General features: G+C 39.8%; 14 protein-coding genes. 8 read left to right on the top strand and 6 right to left on the bottom strand.

The annotated features are described in order from the left end of the window. Positions 1 to 132: 132 nt before the first annotated feature. The 3 genes from OQE68_RS25070 to OQE68_RS25080 are packed head-to-tail and all read left to right on the top strand — an operon-like array spanning position 133 to position 3,575. Positions 133 to 1,200: a quaternary amine ABC transporter ATP-binding protein gene (locus OQE68_RS25070; protein ID WP_180567076.1), complete on the top strand. Its 1,068-nt coding sequence runs from the start codon at positions 133 to 135 to the stop codon at positions 1,198 to 1,200. 2 nt (positions 1,201 to 1,202) lie between these two features. Then, positions 1,203 to 2,543, top strand: coding sequence for an ABC transporter permease (locus OQE68_RS25075; protein ID WP_180567077.1), 1,341 nt, complete (start codon positions 1,203 to 1,205; stop codon positions 2,541 to 2,543). An 18-nt stretch (positions 2,544 to 2,561) separates the two neighbouring features. Next, complete coding sequence (locus OQE68_RS25080; protein ID WP_180567078.1) at positions 2,562 to 3,575, top strand: ABC transporter substrate-binding protein; 1,014 nt, start codon at positions 2,562 to 2,564, stop codon at positions 3,573 to 3,575. 51 nt (positions 3,576 to 3,626) lie between these two features. Here the strand turns inward: OQE68_RS25080 and OQE68_RS25085 are convergent, their stop codons facing one another. After that, a complete protein-coding gene (locus OQE68_RS25085; protein WP_180567079.1) occupies positions 3,627 to 4,424 on the bottom strand; it encodes a substrate-binding periplasmic protein in 798 nt (265 codons plus the stop codon). Positions 4,425 to 4,654: 230 nt separating this feature from the next. Between OQE68_RS25085 and OQE68_RS25090 the strand changes: the two genes are divergently transcribed. Together OQE68_RS25090 and OQE68_RS25095 are read left to right on the top strand one after the other, a co-directional pair. Next, positions 4,655 to 6,835: a HAMP domain-containing sensor histidine kinase gene (locus tag OQE68_RS25090; protein WP_180567080.1), complete on the top strand. Its 2,181-nt coding sequence runs from the start codon at positions 4,655 to 4,657 to the stop codon at positions 6,833 to 6,835. Position 6,836: 1 nt separating this feature from the next. Beyond that, on the top strand, positions 6,837 to 7,949 hold the full coding sequence (locus OQE68_RS25095; protein ID WP_180567081.1) for a GGDEF domain-containing response regulator: 1,113 nt from the start codon (positions 6,837 to 6,839) through the stop codon (positions 7,947 to 7,949). A gap of 13 nt (positions 7,950 to 7,962) precedes the next feature. Here OQE68_RS25095 and OQE68_RS25100 read toward each other — a convergent pair whose 3' ends face one another. The 3 genes from OQE68_RS25100 to OQE68_RS25110 form a co-directional block, all read right to left on the bottom strand. Beyond that, positions 7,963 to 8,706: a substrate-binding periplasmic protein gene (locus OQE68_RS25100; RefSeq protein WP_180567082.1), complete on the bottom strand. Its 744-nt coding sequence runs from the start codon at positions 8,704 to 8,706 to the stop codon at positions 7,963 to 7,965. Positions 8,707 to 8,749: 43 nt separating this feature from the next. Then, a complete protein-coding gene (locus OQE68_RS25105) occupies positions 8,750 to 9,520 on the bottom strand; it encodes a substrate-binding periplasmic protein (protein ID WP_180567083.1) in 771 nt (256 codons plus the stop codon). A 201-nt stretch (positions 9,521 to 9,721) separates the two neighbouring features. Then, complete coding sequence (locus tag OQE68_RS25110; protein WP_180567084.1) at positions 9,722 to 10,723, bottom strand: 4-hydroxyproline epimerase; 1,002 nt, start codon at positions 10,721 to 10,723, stop codon at positions 9,722 to 9,724. 114 nt (positions 10,724 to 10,837) lie between these two features. Between OQE68_RS25110 and OQE68_RS25115 the strand changes: the two genes are divergently transcribed. Beyond that, the gene (locus tag OQE68_RS25115) at positions 10,838 to 12,127 is read left to right on the top strand and encodes an NAD(P)/FAD-dependent oxidoreductase (RefSeq protein WP_180567085.1); all 1,290 of its coding nucleotides are present in this window, start codon (positions 10,838 to 10,840) and stop codon (positions 12,125 to 12,127) included. Here OQE68_RS25115 and OQE68_RS25120 read toward each other — a convergent pair. Continuing rightward, positions 12,124 to 12,465 (bottom strand): hypothetical protein, encoded by a 342-nt coding sequence (locus OQE68_RS25120; protein WP_180567086.1) that lies wholly within the window; start codon positions 12,463 to 12,465, stop codon positions 12,124 to 12,126. The two genes, OQE68_RS25115 and OQE68_RS25120, sit on opposite strands and share 4 nt — an antisense overlap. A 433-nt stretch (positions 12,466 to 12,898) precedes the next feature. Here OQE68_RS25120 and OQE68_RS25125 point away from each other — a divergent pair, with 433 nt between their 5' ends. Continuing rightward, positions 12,899 to 13,027 (top strand): DUF1127 domain-containing protein, encoded by a 129-nt coding sequence (locus OQE68_RS25125; RefSeq protein WP_266195815.1) that lies wholly within the window; start codon positions 12,899 to 12,901, stop codon positions 13,025 to 13,027. A gap of 343 nt (positions 13,028 to 13,370) precedes the next feature. After that, entirely contained in the window at positions 13,371 to 14,078 is a 708-nt protein-coding gene (locus OQE68_RS25130; RefSeq protein ID WP_180567087.1) for a substrate-binding periplasmic protein, read from the top strand. A 1-nt stretch (position 14,079) separates the two neighbouring features. Here the strand turns inward: OQE68_RS25130 and OQE68_RS25135 are convergent, their stop codons facing one another. After that, entirely contained in the window at positions 14,080 to 15,711 is a 1,632-nt protein-coding gene (locus OQE68_RS25135) for a peptide ABC transporter substrate-binding protein (protein ID WP_180567088.1), read from the bottom strand. Positions 15,712 to 15,785 lie beyond the last annotated feature (74 nt).

Below are 15,785 nucleotides of genomic sequence, written 5' to 3' on the forward strand. Positions count from 1 at the left end.
TAAAGGCCAGGGGTGGACTTGTAGAGTGGTGGAAGAATATCTTGTTGCTTCATATTTTTACTCCAAGACTTTTTCGCGACACTCTCCATAAGGAGTTGAAACCATAATAACGATAAAAAAAGAGGTTTATCCATGAGGAGTACCAGTAGTGAAGCGACCACGATTGAGTGCCAGAATGTCTGGAAAATCTTTGGTGATCGAGCTGAAGAAGCCTTAACTGCCATCCAAACCCGTGGGTTAACTAAAGAACAGGTCCACGCCGAATTTGACTGTGTGGTAGGGGTTGCTGGAGCCAGTTTTACCGTATCAGAAGGTGAAGTTTTCTGCATTATGGGGCTATCTGGTAGCGGAAAATCTACCTTGGTTCGCCATATCAATCGCCTGATTGAACCCACCGCCGGCAATATCCTGATTGATGATGAAAATATCAGTGAACTAGATGATGACTCGCTGCGGGCAGTGCGTGCAGACAAAATCGGCATGGTATTTCAGCATACCGCATTATTGCCCCATCGCACGGTAAGAGAAAATGTGGCGTTGGGTTTAGAGTTGCGCCATGTGGATGAACAAACCCGGTTACGAATTGCTGAAGAAAAGTTGGCATTAGTGCAGCTGACAGGTTGGGAAGATCGGATGCCTGCTGAACTGTCTGGGGGGATGCAGCAGCGAGTAGGGTTGGCCCGAGCCATGGCAGCGGACCCACGCATTTTATTAATGGATGAACCTTTCAGTGCGTTAGATCCTTTAATTAGACGTCAGTTGCAGGATCAATTTTTAGCCCTGGCCGAGGTTATGAAAAAAACCACTTTGTTTATTACCCATGATTTAGATGAAGCCATTCGTATTGGCCATCGTATTGCGATTATGAAGGATGGCAAAATTGTTCAAGTCGGTACACCAGAAGCCATAGTGACAGCACCGGTTGATGATTATGTGGCGGATTTTGTTAAAGGTATTTCTCGACTTAAACTGGTATTTGCGCAATCGGTTATGCAGCCGCTTGCTGATTATTTAAACGAATGCAACACTTGTCTTGAACAAATTAATCATTTTCCAACAGCCGCCCAAGATGCGAACTTAAATCAACTAATCGACTTAGCCATTGCCCATGATCATCCAACACTTATTTGTGATGGGGCAACACCAGTGGGTGTCGTAACAAGAAAACAGTTGTTGCGTGGTATACAAGGAGGTGATTAAGCATGGCAAGTATAGATGCAGGTATAAATAGCCTGCCTAATAAGACAAAAGAACTGGCACAGTTAAAACAGTTTTTAGTGCATTCTTCCAGTTATTATTCACAACAATTTAACCAGCTTGTTCATGGCAAAAAACTCAGTTTTAATACGGCAGCTGTATTATTTGGACCGCTATGGGCTGCTTATCGCAACATTTGGGTATTATTTTGGCTTTTATCTATCACCGATGTGATTGGCTTGGTTATCATCGGTCGCAGTTTATGGGGGAGTGAAAAATACCCAGAAGCCAACTTGATGATGGGAATATCACTATTGGTGATGTTTCGTTTGTTGGGTGGACTTGTCGCTAATCAACTGTATTATGCTTATTTTAAGCGGTGGCGTGTGAACACCGGCTTGCAGTGTGGCGTTAGTCGTAAGCGGATTGGCATCGGTTGCCTGCTAATATTAGCCACCTATCCGCTGACCATTTATCAGTTTACTGCCACGCATATTGCCAGTTTTCTTGAAACCTTTCCCACCTCGCGAAAAATTGCGGCAAAAACCGCATTAGCCATTGACCATAGTGTCGATTGGATGATAAGCCAATTTGAGGGCATGTTTGATAATATTACAGCGGCTATCAGAGAAGTTTTAAACTTTCTTGAGCTGATTTTTATTGGTACCCCATGGCCAGTCATGGCATTACTATTGCTGTTATTGGCATGGCGGGCAGCGGGTTGGAAAGTGGTTGCATTTACTGCTGCTGCATTAGCGTATTTAGGTTTTTTTGGGTTTTGGAATAAAGCCATGAGTACCATGGCGTTAGTGGCTGCATCGGTATTTATCTGTTTTATTGTGGGTACGCCCTTGGGTATATTAGCGGCAAGAAAGCCTCGTTTTAATGCAGTGTTAACACCCATTCTAGATTTAATGCAAACCATGCCAAGCTTTGTTTATTTAATACCGGCTATTGCATTTTTTTCCATCGGTAAACCCCCTGCCGTATTAGCAACGGTTATTTTTGCCATGCCCCCCATGATTCGATTAACCACGTTAGGCATAAAACAGGTGCCGGATTCAGTGATTGAAACCATGTTAGCGTTTGGTGCCACCTCGCGACAAATTTTATTTAAAGCAGAATTACCATTAGCCATTCCTTCCATTATGACCGGTATCAATCAAAGCATCATGATGAGCTTGTCAATGGTGGTGGTGGCAGCCCTGATTGGTGCGGGAGGGTTAGGGTATGATGTACTGTTTTCATTGCAGCATTTAGAGGCAGGTAAAGGTTTATTAGCCGGTATTGCCATTGTGCTATGTGCGATGATACTGGACAGGATTGTTCAAGGAAAAAGAAAATAAAAAGAGGTAGTAATAATAATGAGTAAAATAATAAAAAAACTAGGGTTAGCCACTGTGTTAACCTTGGGGGTAACCCACGTTGCTGCAGCTAAAGATACCATTGTGATTGGTGAAGTGAGCTGGGATGCTTCTTTGGCTATCGAACAGGTATTGAAACAGGTAATGGAAAAACATTTGGATGTTAATGTAAAGATAGTCGCTACAGATCAGTCAGCAATTTGGGCCTCGATGGATAAAGGTAAGGGGAGTATTGACGTTCACCCTGATGTGTGGACTTCCTCTCAGGCTGAGCCTTGGGCAAAGTTTGTAGTGAAAGGAGGCAAAGAGTCGGTATTGGCTAATCAAAAACCTTATATGGGGACAGAAGGCTTATTTATTCCTGGCTATATCCAAGAAAAGTATGGGGTAAAATCCGTTTATGACCTAGCCAAGCCTGAAATCGCTAAATTATTTGATCAGGATGGAGATGGTAAAGGTGACTTTTGGCCGGGAGCCCCTGGCTGGGGCATTGTGAAAGTCAACCAAGTCAAAGCGAAAAGCTATGGGTTTGACCAATATTTTAAAGCCTTTCATGTGTCTGATGCTATTCTAAGGGCACAACTTAAAACAGCCTTTCGTAAGAAAACAGGGATTTTATTTTATTCCTGGACACCTGACTGGATTCATAAGGCGTATGATTTACGAAAATTAGAAGAGCCAACATTTACCGGTTATGCCAGTCAAGACAAACAACAAGATCCTCACTATAACCCAGATGGCTGTTGGAATATGGTACAAGGGGATGAATGGTTAGAAAAAAGCTCCATTACCTGTGATTGGCCAGAAACGAAAGTGTATTTAGCTTATTCAAAATCATTACTGAGCCGAAATGCTCAAGTAGCCGAGTTTTTAAATAATGTGTCCTTCACAACGGATGACATCAGTCAGTGGATATATCAGATTGCTCAAGAAAAAGAAGCGCCTGAAGATGTCGCTGAAGAATGGATTAACAATAACCCGGCTGTCGTTAAGCAATGGTTAAATCAATCATAAATCCTTATACCCTTTAGAGCGACTCTGCTGAGGGAAGGCAAGTTATTTCCCTCAGTGGCTAAAGCGGTATTTATTTTGAATTCTCTCTAAATCTCCGCTTGCTTGTAACTTGATCATACCTTCAGTTATTAATCGGGCATATTGTTTGGAAGAAGAAAGCGCTGGGGAAAAAGCAATAGACATTTCGCCTGTTTTTAGACAGCCTGCTATTTTAAGCTTATGTGTTAACTGATGTGTTTGTAGCGTATGGTTAATCACATAGGGACTATCGATAATAGCATCAACACGCTTTGTCGCTAGTTTTTGAATATTTCTTAGTAATGCCCCACGGTCATCGCCTTTTAGTACTTGAATAAAGTGGTTGTTGGTATTTTGTTTTATATATTGGTCCACTTCACCACCATCATCGTAAGGGTAATCCTGTACGATCCCTAACCGAACGCTTTCTAAACTATTTATGCCTGTGTATTGCCAAGTGAAGTGATCTCGTGTGTGGAAACACATATTATAGGTGACTTGTGGTATAGCTGGGAAAATAAAGTCGGGTGTAATGCTCTTTGAGGATCCAAATACGGCGTTATATTTTCCATTTCTTGTTTCAAGAATAGCTCTTGACCATGGCATGCTGGCCAGCTTCAATGAGTGTCCATGGTCAGCTAAAATGCGTATGACCACCTCAGAAAAAATGCCAGGTTTTTCGGCAAATCCCGCTTCGGTTGATGGATCTACACAAATATAAGGACACCAGCCATTGCCAGCCGCAATAATAACATCACTCATTGTAATGATGGGTTTGAGAAAAAATGTGAATAAAAGCGCTGCTAAGCATCTATTGGTAGTACTGTTCATTACATAATGGCTTGTCACCAGTTGAAGGCGTTTTGGATATGTTTACTTTTATCTGTCGAGACACTCACCAGTATAGTAAAGGATAATGTGATATACCCAGTGCGTAGCTAGCAAAGCTTTCAGCTGGAGGTAAGTGTGTCAAAGTAGAAGATATGTTGTGACTGAATGGTTGAATCTACTAATTCTATCTAATCTATTGACATGTCGAATCAATAGGTATTGATGTTGTTATGTCTGACCGAGGCGTATCTGCAAGTGAGGCTGTGGCTTTAGTTGGCACCCGCAACTCCATCGCGACCCAGCTACTAAAAGCGGTTTTTTCAATCTACCTATTAATTACTATAGTCCTAACCCTTACCCATATGGTAGTCGATTTTACTGAAACAAAGCAGAGTATATACAATGAGTTAATTAATATCAGTGAGGCATTTGCGCCGGTATTGCGGAGGTCTATCTGGGATCTCAACCCAGAATCGACAAAAAGTGCTCTTGAAGGAATGAATAAATCATCTCATGTACTTGGTGTGCTTATCAGAGATAATGATAATAATGTCATTGGGGCTTTAGGACCAATTTTTGATAAAAAAATTGAGGTGTCTTTTTCTAGTAAAAAAAATACAATAGATATAATTTCTGATTATGAAGTATTTGAATACTCAACAATTATAACGCCAATTAAGTTGTTGAATGTTTATACTAAGGGGAAAGTAAAAAAGCATAAGGTTGAGAAAATTGGAATGTTAACACTATACTCCAGTGATAGTGTCGTATTTGATAGCGTTAAACTTGGATTTGCATTAATTGTCGTCAATGCAGTATTAAAAACAGCAGCCTTATGGATATTGTTTCTGTTATTTTCACATCATATGCTGGCTAAACCATTAGCGATATTATCCCGAGCGATGGAAAAAGTGAAGTCAGATAATATCGATAATTTAGCTGTTGATCTTAAAGTAAAAAAATATAATGAATTAACCGTGCTGGAAGCCGGGTTTAACCAGATGATTAGTAGCCTGTTGGAAACCAGGAGGCACCTGCAGAACAGCCATCGTCGATTAACTATTTTATTGAATGGTGTTAGAGATTTATCCAGTGCTAACGATCAATTTAGTGCCATGGCGCTGGCGACACATAATATCATTGAGCTTATTTACCATGATATTGTTCAACTGATTCAATTTGGTCACTATGAATATAATAACAAATCGAAAGAAGGTTTTCTTACTTATCAATATAAGTTGATAAGTAATGCTGTGAATGATATTAACCAACAAAAGTTGATGAGCCTTAGTTGTTATGATGTACATGAGATTTTACCTGAAACAGTTAACGATTTTAAAGATAATGAAAATTTATATAGTGAATACAATAATAAATTGATTTTATTAGTTAAACGTAAAAATGAATTATTAGGGTTCATAGAAGTCAATGGTAAGCTTGAACAATCGCTTTCTATAGAGGATAAAAATGCGATCAGTATGTTGATAGAGTCTTTATCGATTACTTTAGATAATATTTATATTAGGCAAGGTCTAGAACAACAAGTTAAAACGCGGACCAAAGTACTCAAGGATACACTGGATCAACTGCAAAAAGAGCATGTCCGATTAAAAGAGACGCAGTCTAAGTTGGTTCATTCCGAAAAAATGGCCGGTTTGGGGGTATTGGTTGCGGGGGTTGCCCATGAAATTAACAACCCGGTTAACTTTGTACATGTGGGAGGGCAAAACCTTGAGCATGAGTTAGAAACATTTAAATCATTTATTTTTGAACTGGCAGGTGAAGAAGTGAGCCAGTCAATAAAAGATGAGTTCAATACACGTTTTGCTAAGCTATTTAAACACAATAATAATATATTAAATGGCAGTACCCGAATAAAAAACATTGTTCATGAATTGAAGTCATTTTCCCGGTTTGACGAAGATAGTCGGGATGATGTGGATATCATTGATGAATTAAAATCAACTATTAAATTAGTGAAAACTAAATTTAAACGTAGTGTGGATTTTTACTGCGACTTTAAATCAGCACCATTAATGACTTGCTGGCCAGCTAAACTTAATCAAGTGTTTCTCAATTTATTGATCAATGCCTGTCAGGCAATTCAAGCTAAATATCATCAGTCGACAGAGCCAGAAGTGGGGCACTTATTTGTTCGGTCATTTCAAACAGCTAAATATTTGTATATCAGTTTTGAAGATGATGGCGTTGGTATGCCCAAATCCGTACAGCAAAAAATATTTGACCCTTTTTTTACCACCAAAAAAGTAGGAGAGGGAACAGGCTTGGGTTTATCATTGTCTCATGAAATTGTTGAAAGGCATCATGGCCGTATAGCAGTGAATACGGAGGAACAAATAGGAACTACAATAACGATATCGCTTCCGTTACATGACCATTATGGGGATTGACATGAGCATTTTTAGTGATAAAAAGCTTAAGGATATTCAGAAACAAAATTATAAATATAAGAAGCATAATATTCTGATTGTTGATGATGAGATTGACAATCTGGAAGCGTTAGAAAGTGCCTTAAACCAAGAATATAATGTCACTAAAGCTCAGGATGGCGAAGAAGCATTAAATTTAATTGAAAGTAGTAATGGGAGTGAACAGTTTGATCTGATTATCTCTGACCAACGGATGCCAAAACTAAGCGGGGTAGACTTTCTGTCTAAAACGATTGCAATGTGTCCACTGACTGTTCGGATGATTCTCACTGCTTATGCGGATGCCAATGCTATTATTGATGCAGTCAATAAAGGGCATGTATATAAGTTTATATTAAAGCCTTATGATAGAGAGGATATGATCATAACCGTTCGTCGTGCATTGGAGGCATTTGAACTTGAAAAAGAAAATATGGAGCTTTTTCATCAATTAAAAAAAACTAATACTGAGCTGGAACTGAAAGTTGAAGAGCGGACTAAAGAGTTACAGCGAGCATTAGAAAAACAGGAAAGACTCAATGAAAAAATTCTTGCTCAAACAAAGGAGCTGCAAGCGGTAAACGAGCAGCTGTCTTATCTAGCTACCACTGATGCATTAACTGGGCTTCCTAATAGAAGGCATTTTCTAGAGTTATCAGATAAAGAGTTTTCGCGATCTCAACGGTATAAACAGACACTGTCTGTATTGGTTTTAGATATTGATTTTTTTAAACAAATCAATGACATTCATGGTCATATTGCAGGTGATAAGGTACTGATGGAGTTTGCTGATTTCCTTAGCGAGTCCATTCGTGTGCATGATATTGTAGGTCGAATGGGGGGAGAGGAGTTTTGTATCACTCTACCCCAGACAGACCTACAAACCAGCTATAGTCTTGCAGAAAGAATTCGAGAGGGCGTAGCGCAACTATCTGTTGAGTTTGATGGCAAACAATTACAGATTACAGTTAGCATTGGCGTATCTCAAGTACGACAAGAGGACACTGCTATAGAACAGGCTATTCATCGAGCTGACATGGCTTTATATCAGGCTAAAAATGGTGGCCGAAATTGTGTGGAGATAGATAAAAAATGAATCGAAGGCTTGGTTAAAAAAAGTATTTTTTATGGATTGACTGAATGACTCCCTTTTTTTGAATAGTGGCTAGTGCATTTCTAACCTTTTCTACTAATGCTGCATCTGAGTTTTTATTAAAAGCTATATAGAGCTCATCAGATAAGTCTTCTAGCCTATAAACCCGTGAATATTTGTTAATTGCTAATCCTTCCTTTTTAATATTGTGAACAAATGATGCTTCATCAAATGCAATCAGGTCAATACGGCCTAATAGGAGTTTGCGTAAGTTTTGCGTATCATTGGATACGGCCCTTAACTGAGAAAATCCCTGTTTTTTTAAATAAGTAGTGATGACATCGGAAATCGAGCAGCCAATAGAATATTGTTTAGCATCGTCTAATGATTGTATATTAATATCAGTTCGTTCTTTAAGTTTATATAAAGAAGTTTTATAGGGGGCAATGGCTCCTACCCATTGAAACAAATTTTCGCGCTCAGGTATTTTGGCAATGGAGTAGATCATATAGTTTTTAGTATTTAGAGCAATATCATAAGCTCTGGCCCAAGGATAAATACTGATTTTGGGCTTAAGTTTTGCCTCTTCTAAAGCTGCTAAGAGAATTTCAGTTGACATTCCCTCTATTTTTCCTGCTTTTTCAAAGTTATAGGGAGGGAAGTTTTCAGTGACTATCTGTACTTCTTGACAGTAGGCTTGAAGTGACAGATTAATCAGTAAAATGAAAGTAATCAGTTGTTGCACGAGTAGACCTTTCATGAATGATTATTGGGTATATACATGACGTTTACCGTAGAGGCAGTTATTGCTTTGGTTCATACAATCCCATTCTTGAGTTTTTCAGAATTTGATTGATTTTTCCGCTAGTTTTTAATTGCTTTAGGCCTCGATTAAAATCATTAATGATTTTTTGGGCGTCAAGAGTTTTTTTCGAAATAAGCAGGTGGTTATAACTGACTTGAAAAGGTTTTTGGTGGTAGACAAATTGACTGACTAACTCAGGCTTAAATAGTGAACGTAGTTTATAATAGGCGACTTCTATATTCTCTAAAGTGATGTCAGTGCGTCCAGCCAGTATCATCTTGAAACACTGATCAATGTAGTTGACAAAACTAACATGTAAGTTGCCAGCTCTGATGGCACGATGAAATTCATGGGTGTAAGTAAAGCCCCTTAAGGCACAAATTCTAATGCCTGTGAGATCATCCAGGGTTTTCCAATCAAATTGGTATTCTCTCAAATAAAACCAAACCACTTTTTCAGACAGAATGGGGTGACTGTAAATATGATCAATTTTTCGCTCTTCTGAGTTGAACCATTGGGCGGTACCATCAACATTGCCAATTTTAGAGAGGTAATAAGCTTTTGACCATGGTAAAAAAACAAAATTAACTTGATAACCAACTGTTGCAAATGCTTCAGTTATGATTTTTGGCATTAAACCATAATGTTGAAAGGTTACAGAGTTGTAAGGAGGGTATTCTCCCGTCGCTAGTGTAATTGGCTCTGCCGCAAATACGCTCAAAGCTTTGACTGATAGCAGAATATAAAGTGCTAGGGTAGGGAATCTCATTCAACAACCTGCCAGAAATCAATCAGCTAATGAGTACATTATAGGGCACCGCTAATAATTGTTTACATCTGGTAAATTCACAATCAAGGCGTTGGCTTGAAGGCAGGCTGGTGGTCTGTCGAAAAGCACCAACACCTAACCTAGCTAATAGTTTACTAACAAGTCTTATGAAAGCTTTCCTAAATGTTACAAAACTATGTTTTACTTAACTTCAAAGCCATAACAGTAAGGATCATCAGAGTCTACCCAAATGGTATTGTGGCCATAGACTTTTGCCCATCCTTGAACACTTGGTAAAATCGCAGGGTAACTGCCTACTTCCGTGATGGCTTCTACTCGTCCTTCAAATAAGCTCCCAATAATACTTTCATGAATAAATTGATCCCCTACATTTAACTTGCCTTTTGCTGTCCATTGGGCCATACGAGCACTGGTACCTGTGCCACAAGGAGAGCGATCAATAGCCCGGTCACCGTAAAATACTGCATTGCGAGCAGTAGCGGTAGGTTGGGTTGGGTTGCCCGTCCATAATACATGACTTACACCTTTAACCGTATTGTCTAAGGGGTGGATGCAATCAACGACTTCATTTAGCTTTTGTCTAATCAGTGGGCTATAAAAAAGCAATTTATCGACAGTCATTGACGAAAGTCCTGCATAATTAGGCTGAGGATCAATAATGGCGTAATAATTACCTCCATACGCAATATCGACGACTAATTCACCTAATTCAGGACAGTTGATGACTACTTCTGAATGCGCAAGGTAAGCAGGCACATTAAAAATTTTGACGGCGGTGATTTTATTATTTGTTTGCTGATATTCAACACGCACTTGGCCTGCAGGGACATCTAAAATTAATTGACCAGGAGTGTTGGGTTGAATCATGGCATGTTCCAATGCAGCCGTCACAGTACCGATGGTTCCATGTCCACACATGGGCAAACAGCCACTGGTTTCAATGAATAAAATGGCTGCATCAGCTGATTCACTACAAGAAGGGTATACGATAGTGCCTGACATCATCGAATGGCCGCGGGGCTCAAACATCAGTGCTTGACGAATCCAATCATGGTGCTGCAAAAAATCCTGGCGTTTTTCGCTCATAGTATTGCCTTTTAATGCAGGAGCACCACTGGCAATTAATCGTACTGGGTTGCCACAGGTGTGGGCATCAATACAAAAGAAAGTTCCTTTTCGCATAGCGTGTTATCGTTTGCTTTGGTAGTTGTACTGGTTTATTTAATAGACAGGTTGCGTATAGTGTATACGATATAAACCTGATATGACATGGATGGTAAGGTAAGGATTAATAAAATGGAACAGCAGACAACAATTGATGTGGCTGTGGTGGGTGCAGGTATTGTCGGGATTTGCTGTGCCTGCTATTTAAAGCAGGCTGGATTAAATGTTTTATTGTTAGATCGCCAACCACCGGCTGAAGGTGCGTCAAAAGGTAATGCTGGGCACTTTGCCACAGAGCAGGTATTACCGCTGGCCTCTCCCCATATTTTGACCAAAATTCCTGCCATGTTATTGAATCCATTAGGGCCTGTGGCTATTCAGTGGCAATATTTACCACAGATTTTACCTTGGTTAATGCGGTTTATTTGGCAAAGTCGAATGCATACTTTTAAGCAAAATATGTTGGCATTACAGGCTTTAAATGAAGAGGCATTAACGGCTTATCGTCCCTTACTAAAAGCGGCCAAGATCGAGCACTTAGTAAACATTCATGGTTCAATGGTGGTGTTTGAGTCGCAAGCTGCTTTTGCCGCCAATCAAGCACAATATCAATTGATGGCTGCTCATGGCGTTATAGTTAATTATTTAACAGCTGAGGAAGTAAGGGCGCTAGAACCCTTGCTGAGCAAACAGGTGACAGCAGGTGTCTTATTTCCAAATACTGGGCATACCATTAATCCTTATCGGCTTGCCATAGACTTGTATGATTATTATCGGAAAATAGGGGGGCATTTCCAGTGTGCTAATGTGACTGCATTATATAAAACAGCAGATGGCTGTGTTATTCATGTACAACCTCGTGATTACCTGCATAGTCAAAAGGAAAACAGTCAGTATCAAGTACGAAGGTTGGTATTAACGACAGGGGCATGGTCTAAACAGTGGGTACAACAACTGACGGGGATTAAAGTGCCATTAGATACTGAGCGTGGTTATCACTTGATGGTGCCAGGTGCTAACCAAATGTTAAAGATGGCAGTTTCTTCCGGTGAGCGAAAATTTATTATGACGCCAATGGAAGCAGGCTTACGCTTAGCAGGTACTGTAGAATTTGCCGGACTTCAGCGGCCAGCCAATATGAAGCGAGCGGATATGTTATTGCAGCATGCAAAAGCATTGATCCCTGAGTTACCGAACCAGCCTGGAGAACGTTGGATGGGGTTTAGGCCTTCATTACCCGACTCATTACCGGTTATTGACCAGATTGGCCCCATTTATTTTGCATTTGGTCATCAACATCTAGGGTTGACCCAGGCAGCAATAACAGGGCAATTAATTAAGGAGATGATTCAAGGGGTTAAGCCCAGTATCAATTTAACCCCTTATCGAATAACGCGGTTTGGTGGTTCCTGTCGCGACTAACCCAGCTGTTCGACCATAACGGAGTTTGTGTAAACCAGGGCATGGTCTTCAGCTCGGTGTCCAACCAAATGGAAAAATCCACGTTGATCTTCAGCTCGTAGATACACACGCAGTGAACAATCAGATAACGCTTCGCAGTTTTCGGGCATTTCCATTTCCATACTGGTCATATCCGCTGGGATCATGGTTTCTTTTTCATCACTATTTGCTAGCTTTTCTTCAGCATCTTCCATTTTTAGGTGATCTTGCTCGCTGATACGAAAGGTCATTTTTCCTAAGGGCGTGGAGTGATCAGCACCTTCTGGCTTACACCAGGCATCTAAGGTCATCGTATTCATTATCAACCCTCATAGGATTAGGCTCATAGTTTAGTAATAGAGCCCTATGAGAATGCTAGCCAGTGCCAAAATGATCTAAAAAGCTGCTATTAAAATGCTTTAGGAATAAACATTGGTGATAAGGAAAAGTTAATCAGGTATTTTAAATTATTTAATTAGCCTGCTTTTTAATAATGATGTTAATACGATAAATTGAATGGCTGCTTGACTGCACATATGTCCAGATATTTTTTTGATATTATCATTTGCATCGGCAATCCTGCTATCGTAATAAATATGAGCAGAAGGAGTTGGCAGGCTCTTTAGCTGGAGACGATTACTCGGTACCATTAAAAACTGTACAAAGCTCCCTATTTTTATAAGCAACGATCATTTAAGGCGTTATCAATTTAAAAGCCTATTAGATTTAGTTAACCTGATCAAATTTACTTTGGTGCGCTGGAAAATGAATAGCCAACAACGACGGCAGTTGGCGAAGTTGCCACATTATCTGCTGAAAGATATTGGTGTTACTGAGCTTGAGCAGCAGAGAGAAGTGAGCAAGCCATTTTGGCAGCATTAAACATACTCTTCGCGAATGAATTTTATACCCTACACCTAAACATGATAGGTATAAATTTGTCGTTTATCGTCAAGTAATCATCGACTTTATGTAATCAAAGGTTTGGATCATCATCTTAATATCCAGGGAGGAGGGTATTAGGATGAACCAAAGCACTGATTTTTCTGATATACCGGGGTTTGCTCGTTACCCGGTCAATGCACTACCGTATTTTAGAGCGAGCAATAATGTAAAATATCTGTGAGTGGTTGTTGACTCCCTAGTGATTAGTACGATGCCGTATGGTTCACGAGCAGTAGGCTATTATTTAACTAAGTTTTAAGCCATTCCTTTGGTATGGAAGATGTATGGCCAGCGCTTCAGTTATTGTTTAGTAAGCTTTTTATTTCTAACCAGCATGTCCTGGTGTACTTCTGCTCAATTGACTATTGCAACTTTAGCAGATAAGGATTTAACCCATGTAAGAGTAATGGAGAAAATCTTAACAGATGCGTATGGGTTGCTGAATATTCCAATTGAATTGAAAATTATGCCTAATAAACGCTCTTTGCTTGCTTCTAACAGCGGAAGAGTGGATGGAGAAGCAGGTCGAATTGCAGGAATGGAAAAAGAATATCCTAACTTAATAATGGTGCCTGAGTTTCTCTATAGCCTCAATGTACTCGTTTACAGTAAGCACCATAATTTTAAAGTTGATGGTTGGGAGAGCTTACGTCCTTACCGGATTGGTGTTTTACGAGGTGCTAAGTATGCTGAGATTGGATCTAAAGGCATGGATACATTGATAGTGTCTTATGGCACTCAACTTTTTCAAGCATTAGATGCTGGTAGAATTGATGTTGCTGTTTTGCATGAGAGTGGCAATTTGTCATTGTCAGGTGTAAAGGGGGTTAACGTATTACAACCCCCGTTACAAAAAATTATTATTTACCACTATCTTCACAAAAAACATCAAAGCTTGGTGCCTAAGGTTAATTGTGCTATTAGAAAAGTAAAAAATAAAAAACTACTCCCATATTGCACTCAATTGCTAGGTGTTGGGGAACAATAAACTATTGAGCAACTATATATAGATTTTTAGTATACATATTGTTTAATGGGTTTGTATTTAAATAGCCTTTTACATAGGGCTTTAATAAATTACGACTCACATAATAATAAAACGGGATAATAGGGAAATCCGTGATCAGTAGTCTTTCGGCTTGTTGATAATAAGGGGAAGGGTCTTTGGCTGTAGCGGCTTTTGTTAGCAACTCGTCGTATTTAGGGTTGTTGTACTTACCATCATTGGCCCCACTGGTAGAAGCCATCACACTGAGCATAGTAGAGGGCTCATTGTAATCACCATTCCAGCCATAGCGAGCCAGCTCAAATTGGCCTTGCCGTTTAGTGCTTAAAAATGTTTTCCATTCTTGGTTTATTAAATTGACTTTAATATGTTTGAGGTTTTGTTTCCACATAGCGGATGCGGCAAGTGCAATGCGCTTATGTGACTCGTTAGTGTTATAAAGCAATTCAAAGGTAAGAGGATTGTTTTTATGGTAGCCTGCTTCAGCTAATAGTTTACGGGCTTCAGCATTACGCTGTTGTTGAGTCATGTTAGCAAAAGGGTTATCCACTGCCACATAACCATCAATATAAGGTGGGGTTAAACTATAAGCTGGTATTTCACCCATGCCCAGCACTTTGTTAGCGAGGATATCCCGGTCCATGGCTAAGTATAAGGCTTTTCTTACTCTGACATCGTTAAAAGGTTTTTTTTGAGTATTAAAAGAATAAAAGTAGGTAGATGCAATACCATGGGATTTTACTTCAGCAGTGATGGTTTTTTTAAGGTTGTTATAGTGGTCTTCTGGGATTTCCCGGGTCCAATGTAATTCTCCTGCTTTATAGCGGTTTAGTTCGGTATTTGCCGATTCAATAGGCAGAAAGGTTACCTGTTCGATAACCGTGTTACTATTGTCCCAATAATAAGGGTTGCGTTTAGCTTCCATTCGTTCATTAACCACCCATTTAGTCAGCTTATAAGGCCCATTGGTAACAATATGTTCGGGCTGAGTCCATTTCTCGCCATGTTTTTTGACTGTGGCTGGGTGTACTGGGAATGTCGTGTAATGCGCTAATGTCTTGATAAAATAAGACAGTGGGTGTTTTAAAGTAATTTCAAGGGTTTTCTGATCAATAGCACGAACACCTAATGTCGTAGGTTTTTGTTTGCCTTTGATAATGGCATCAGCATGTTTAATACCGATTAAATCCATATACCAGCCATAGCTAGAGCCTAGTTGGGGATCAACGGCTCGTCTAAACGTAAAGACAAAATCATCTGCGGTTACTGGCTCACCATTTGACCAGCGCGCGTTATCACGTAGTGTAAAGGTATAAATGGTTTTGTCTTGGCTGATTGTCCATGATATTGCCTGTCCTGGTACTATTTTACCAGTATCATCTTCTGTCACTAACCCTTCAAACAGGTCTCTAACCACAAATCCGCCGGGACTACCCTCAACCAGTTGTGGATCAAGGGAACTGGGCTCAGCACCAATGCCTCGAATAAACACCTGCTGTTTTGCTAGCTGAGTACCTGGCGGTACATTGGCTGCGTAAAGATAATGAGTGGATGATAGGCTAAAGCCAGCTAACAATAGCCAGCAGATAGTGAATAGTCTACTTAAGTTGTTCATGCTCACTCCTTTGGCATTATTATTATAGTATTTTTTACTCACTTAAAAGGTAATGCAAAGGCATTAGTTTGGCT

It is taken from the genome of Spartinivicinus marinus (assembly GCF_026309355.1).
GTDB lineage: Bacteria > Pseudomonadota > Gammaproteobacteria > Pseudomonadales > Zooshikellaceae > Spartinivicinus > Spartinivicinus marinus.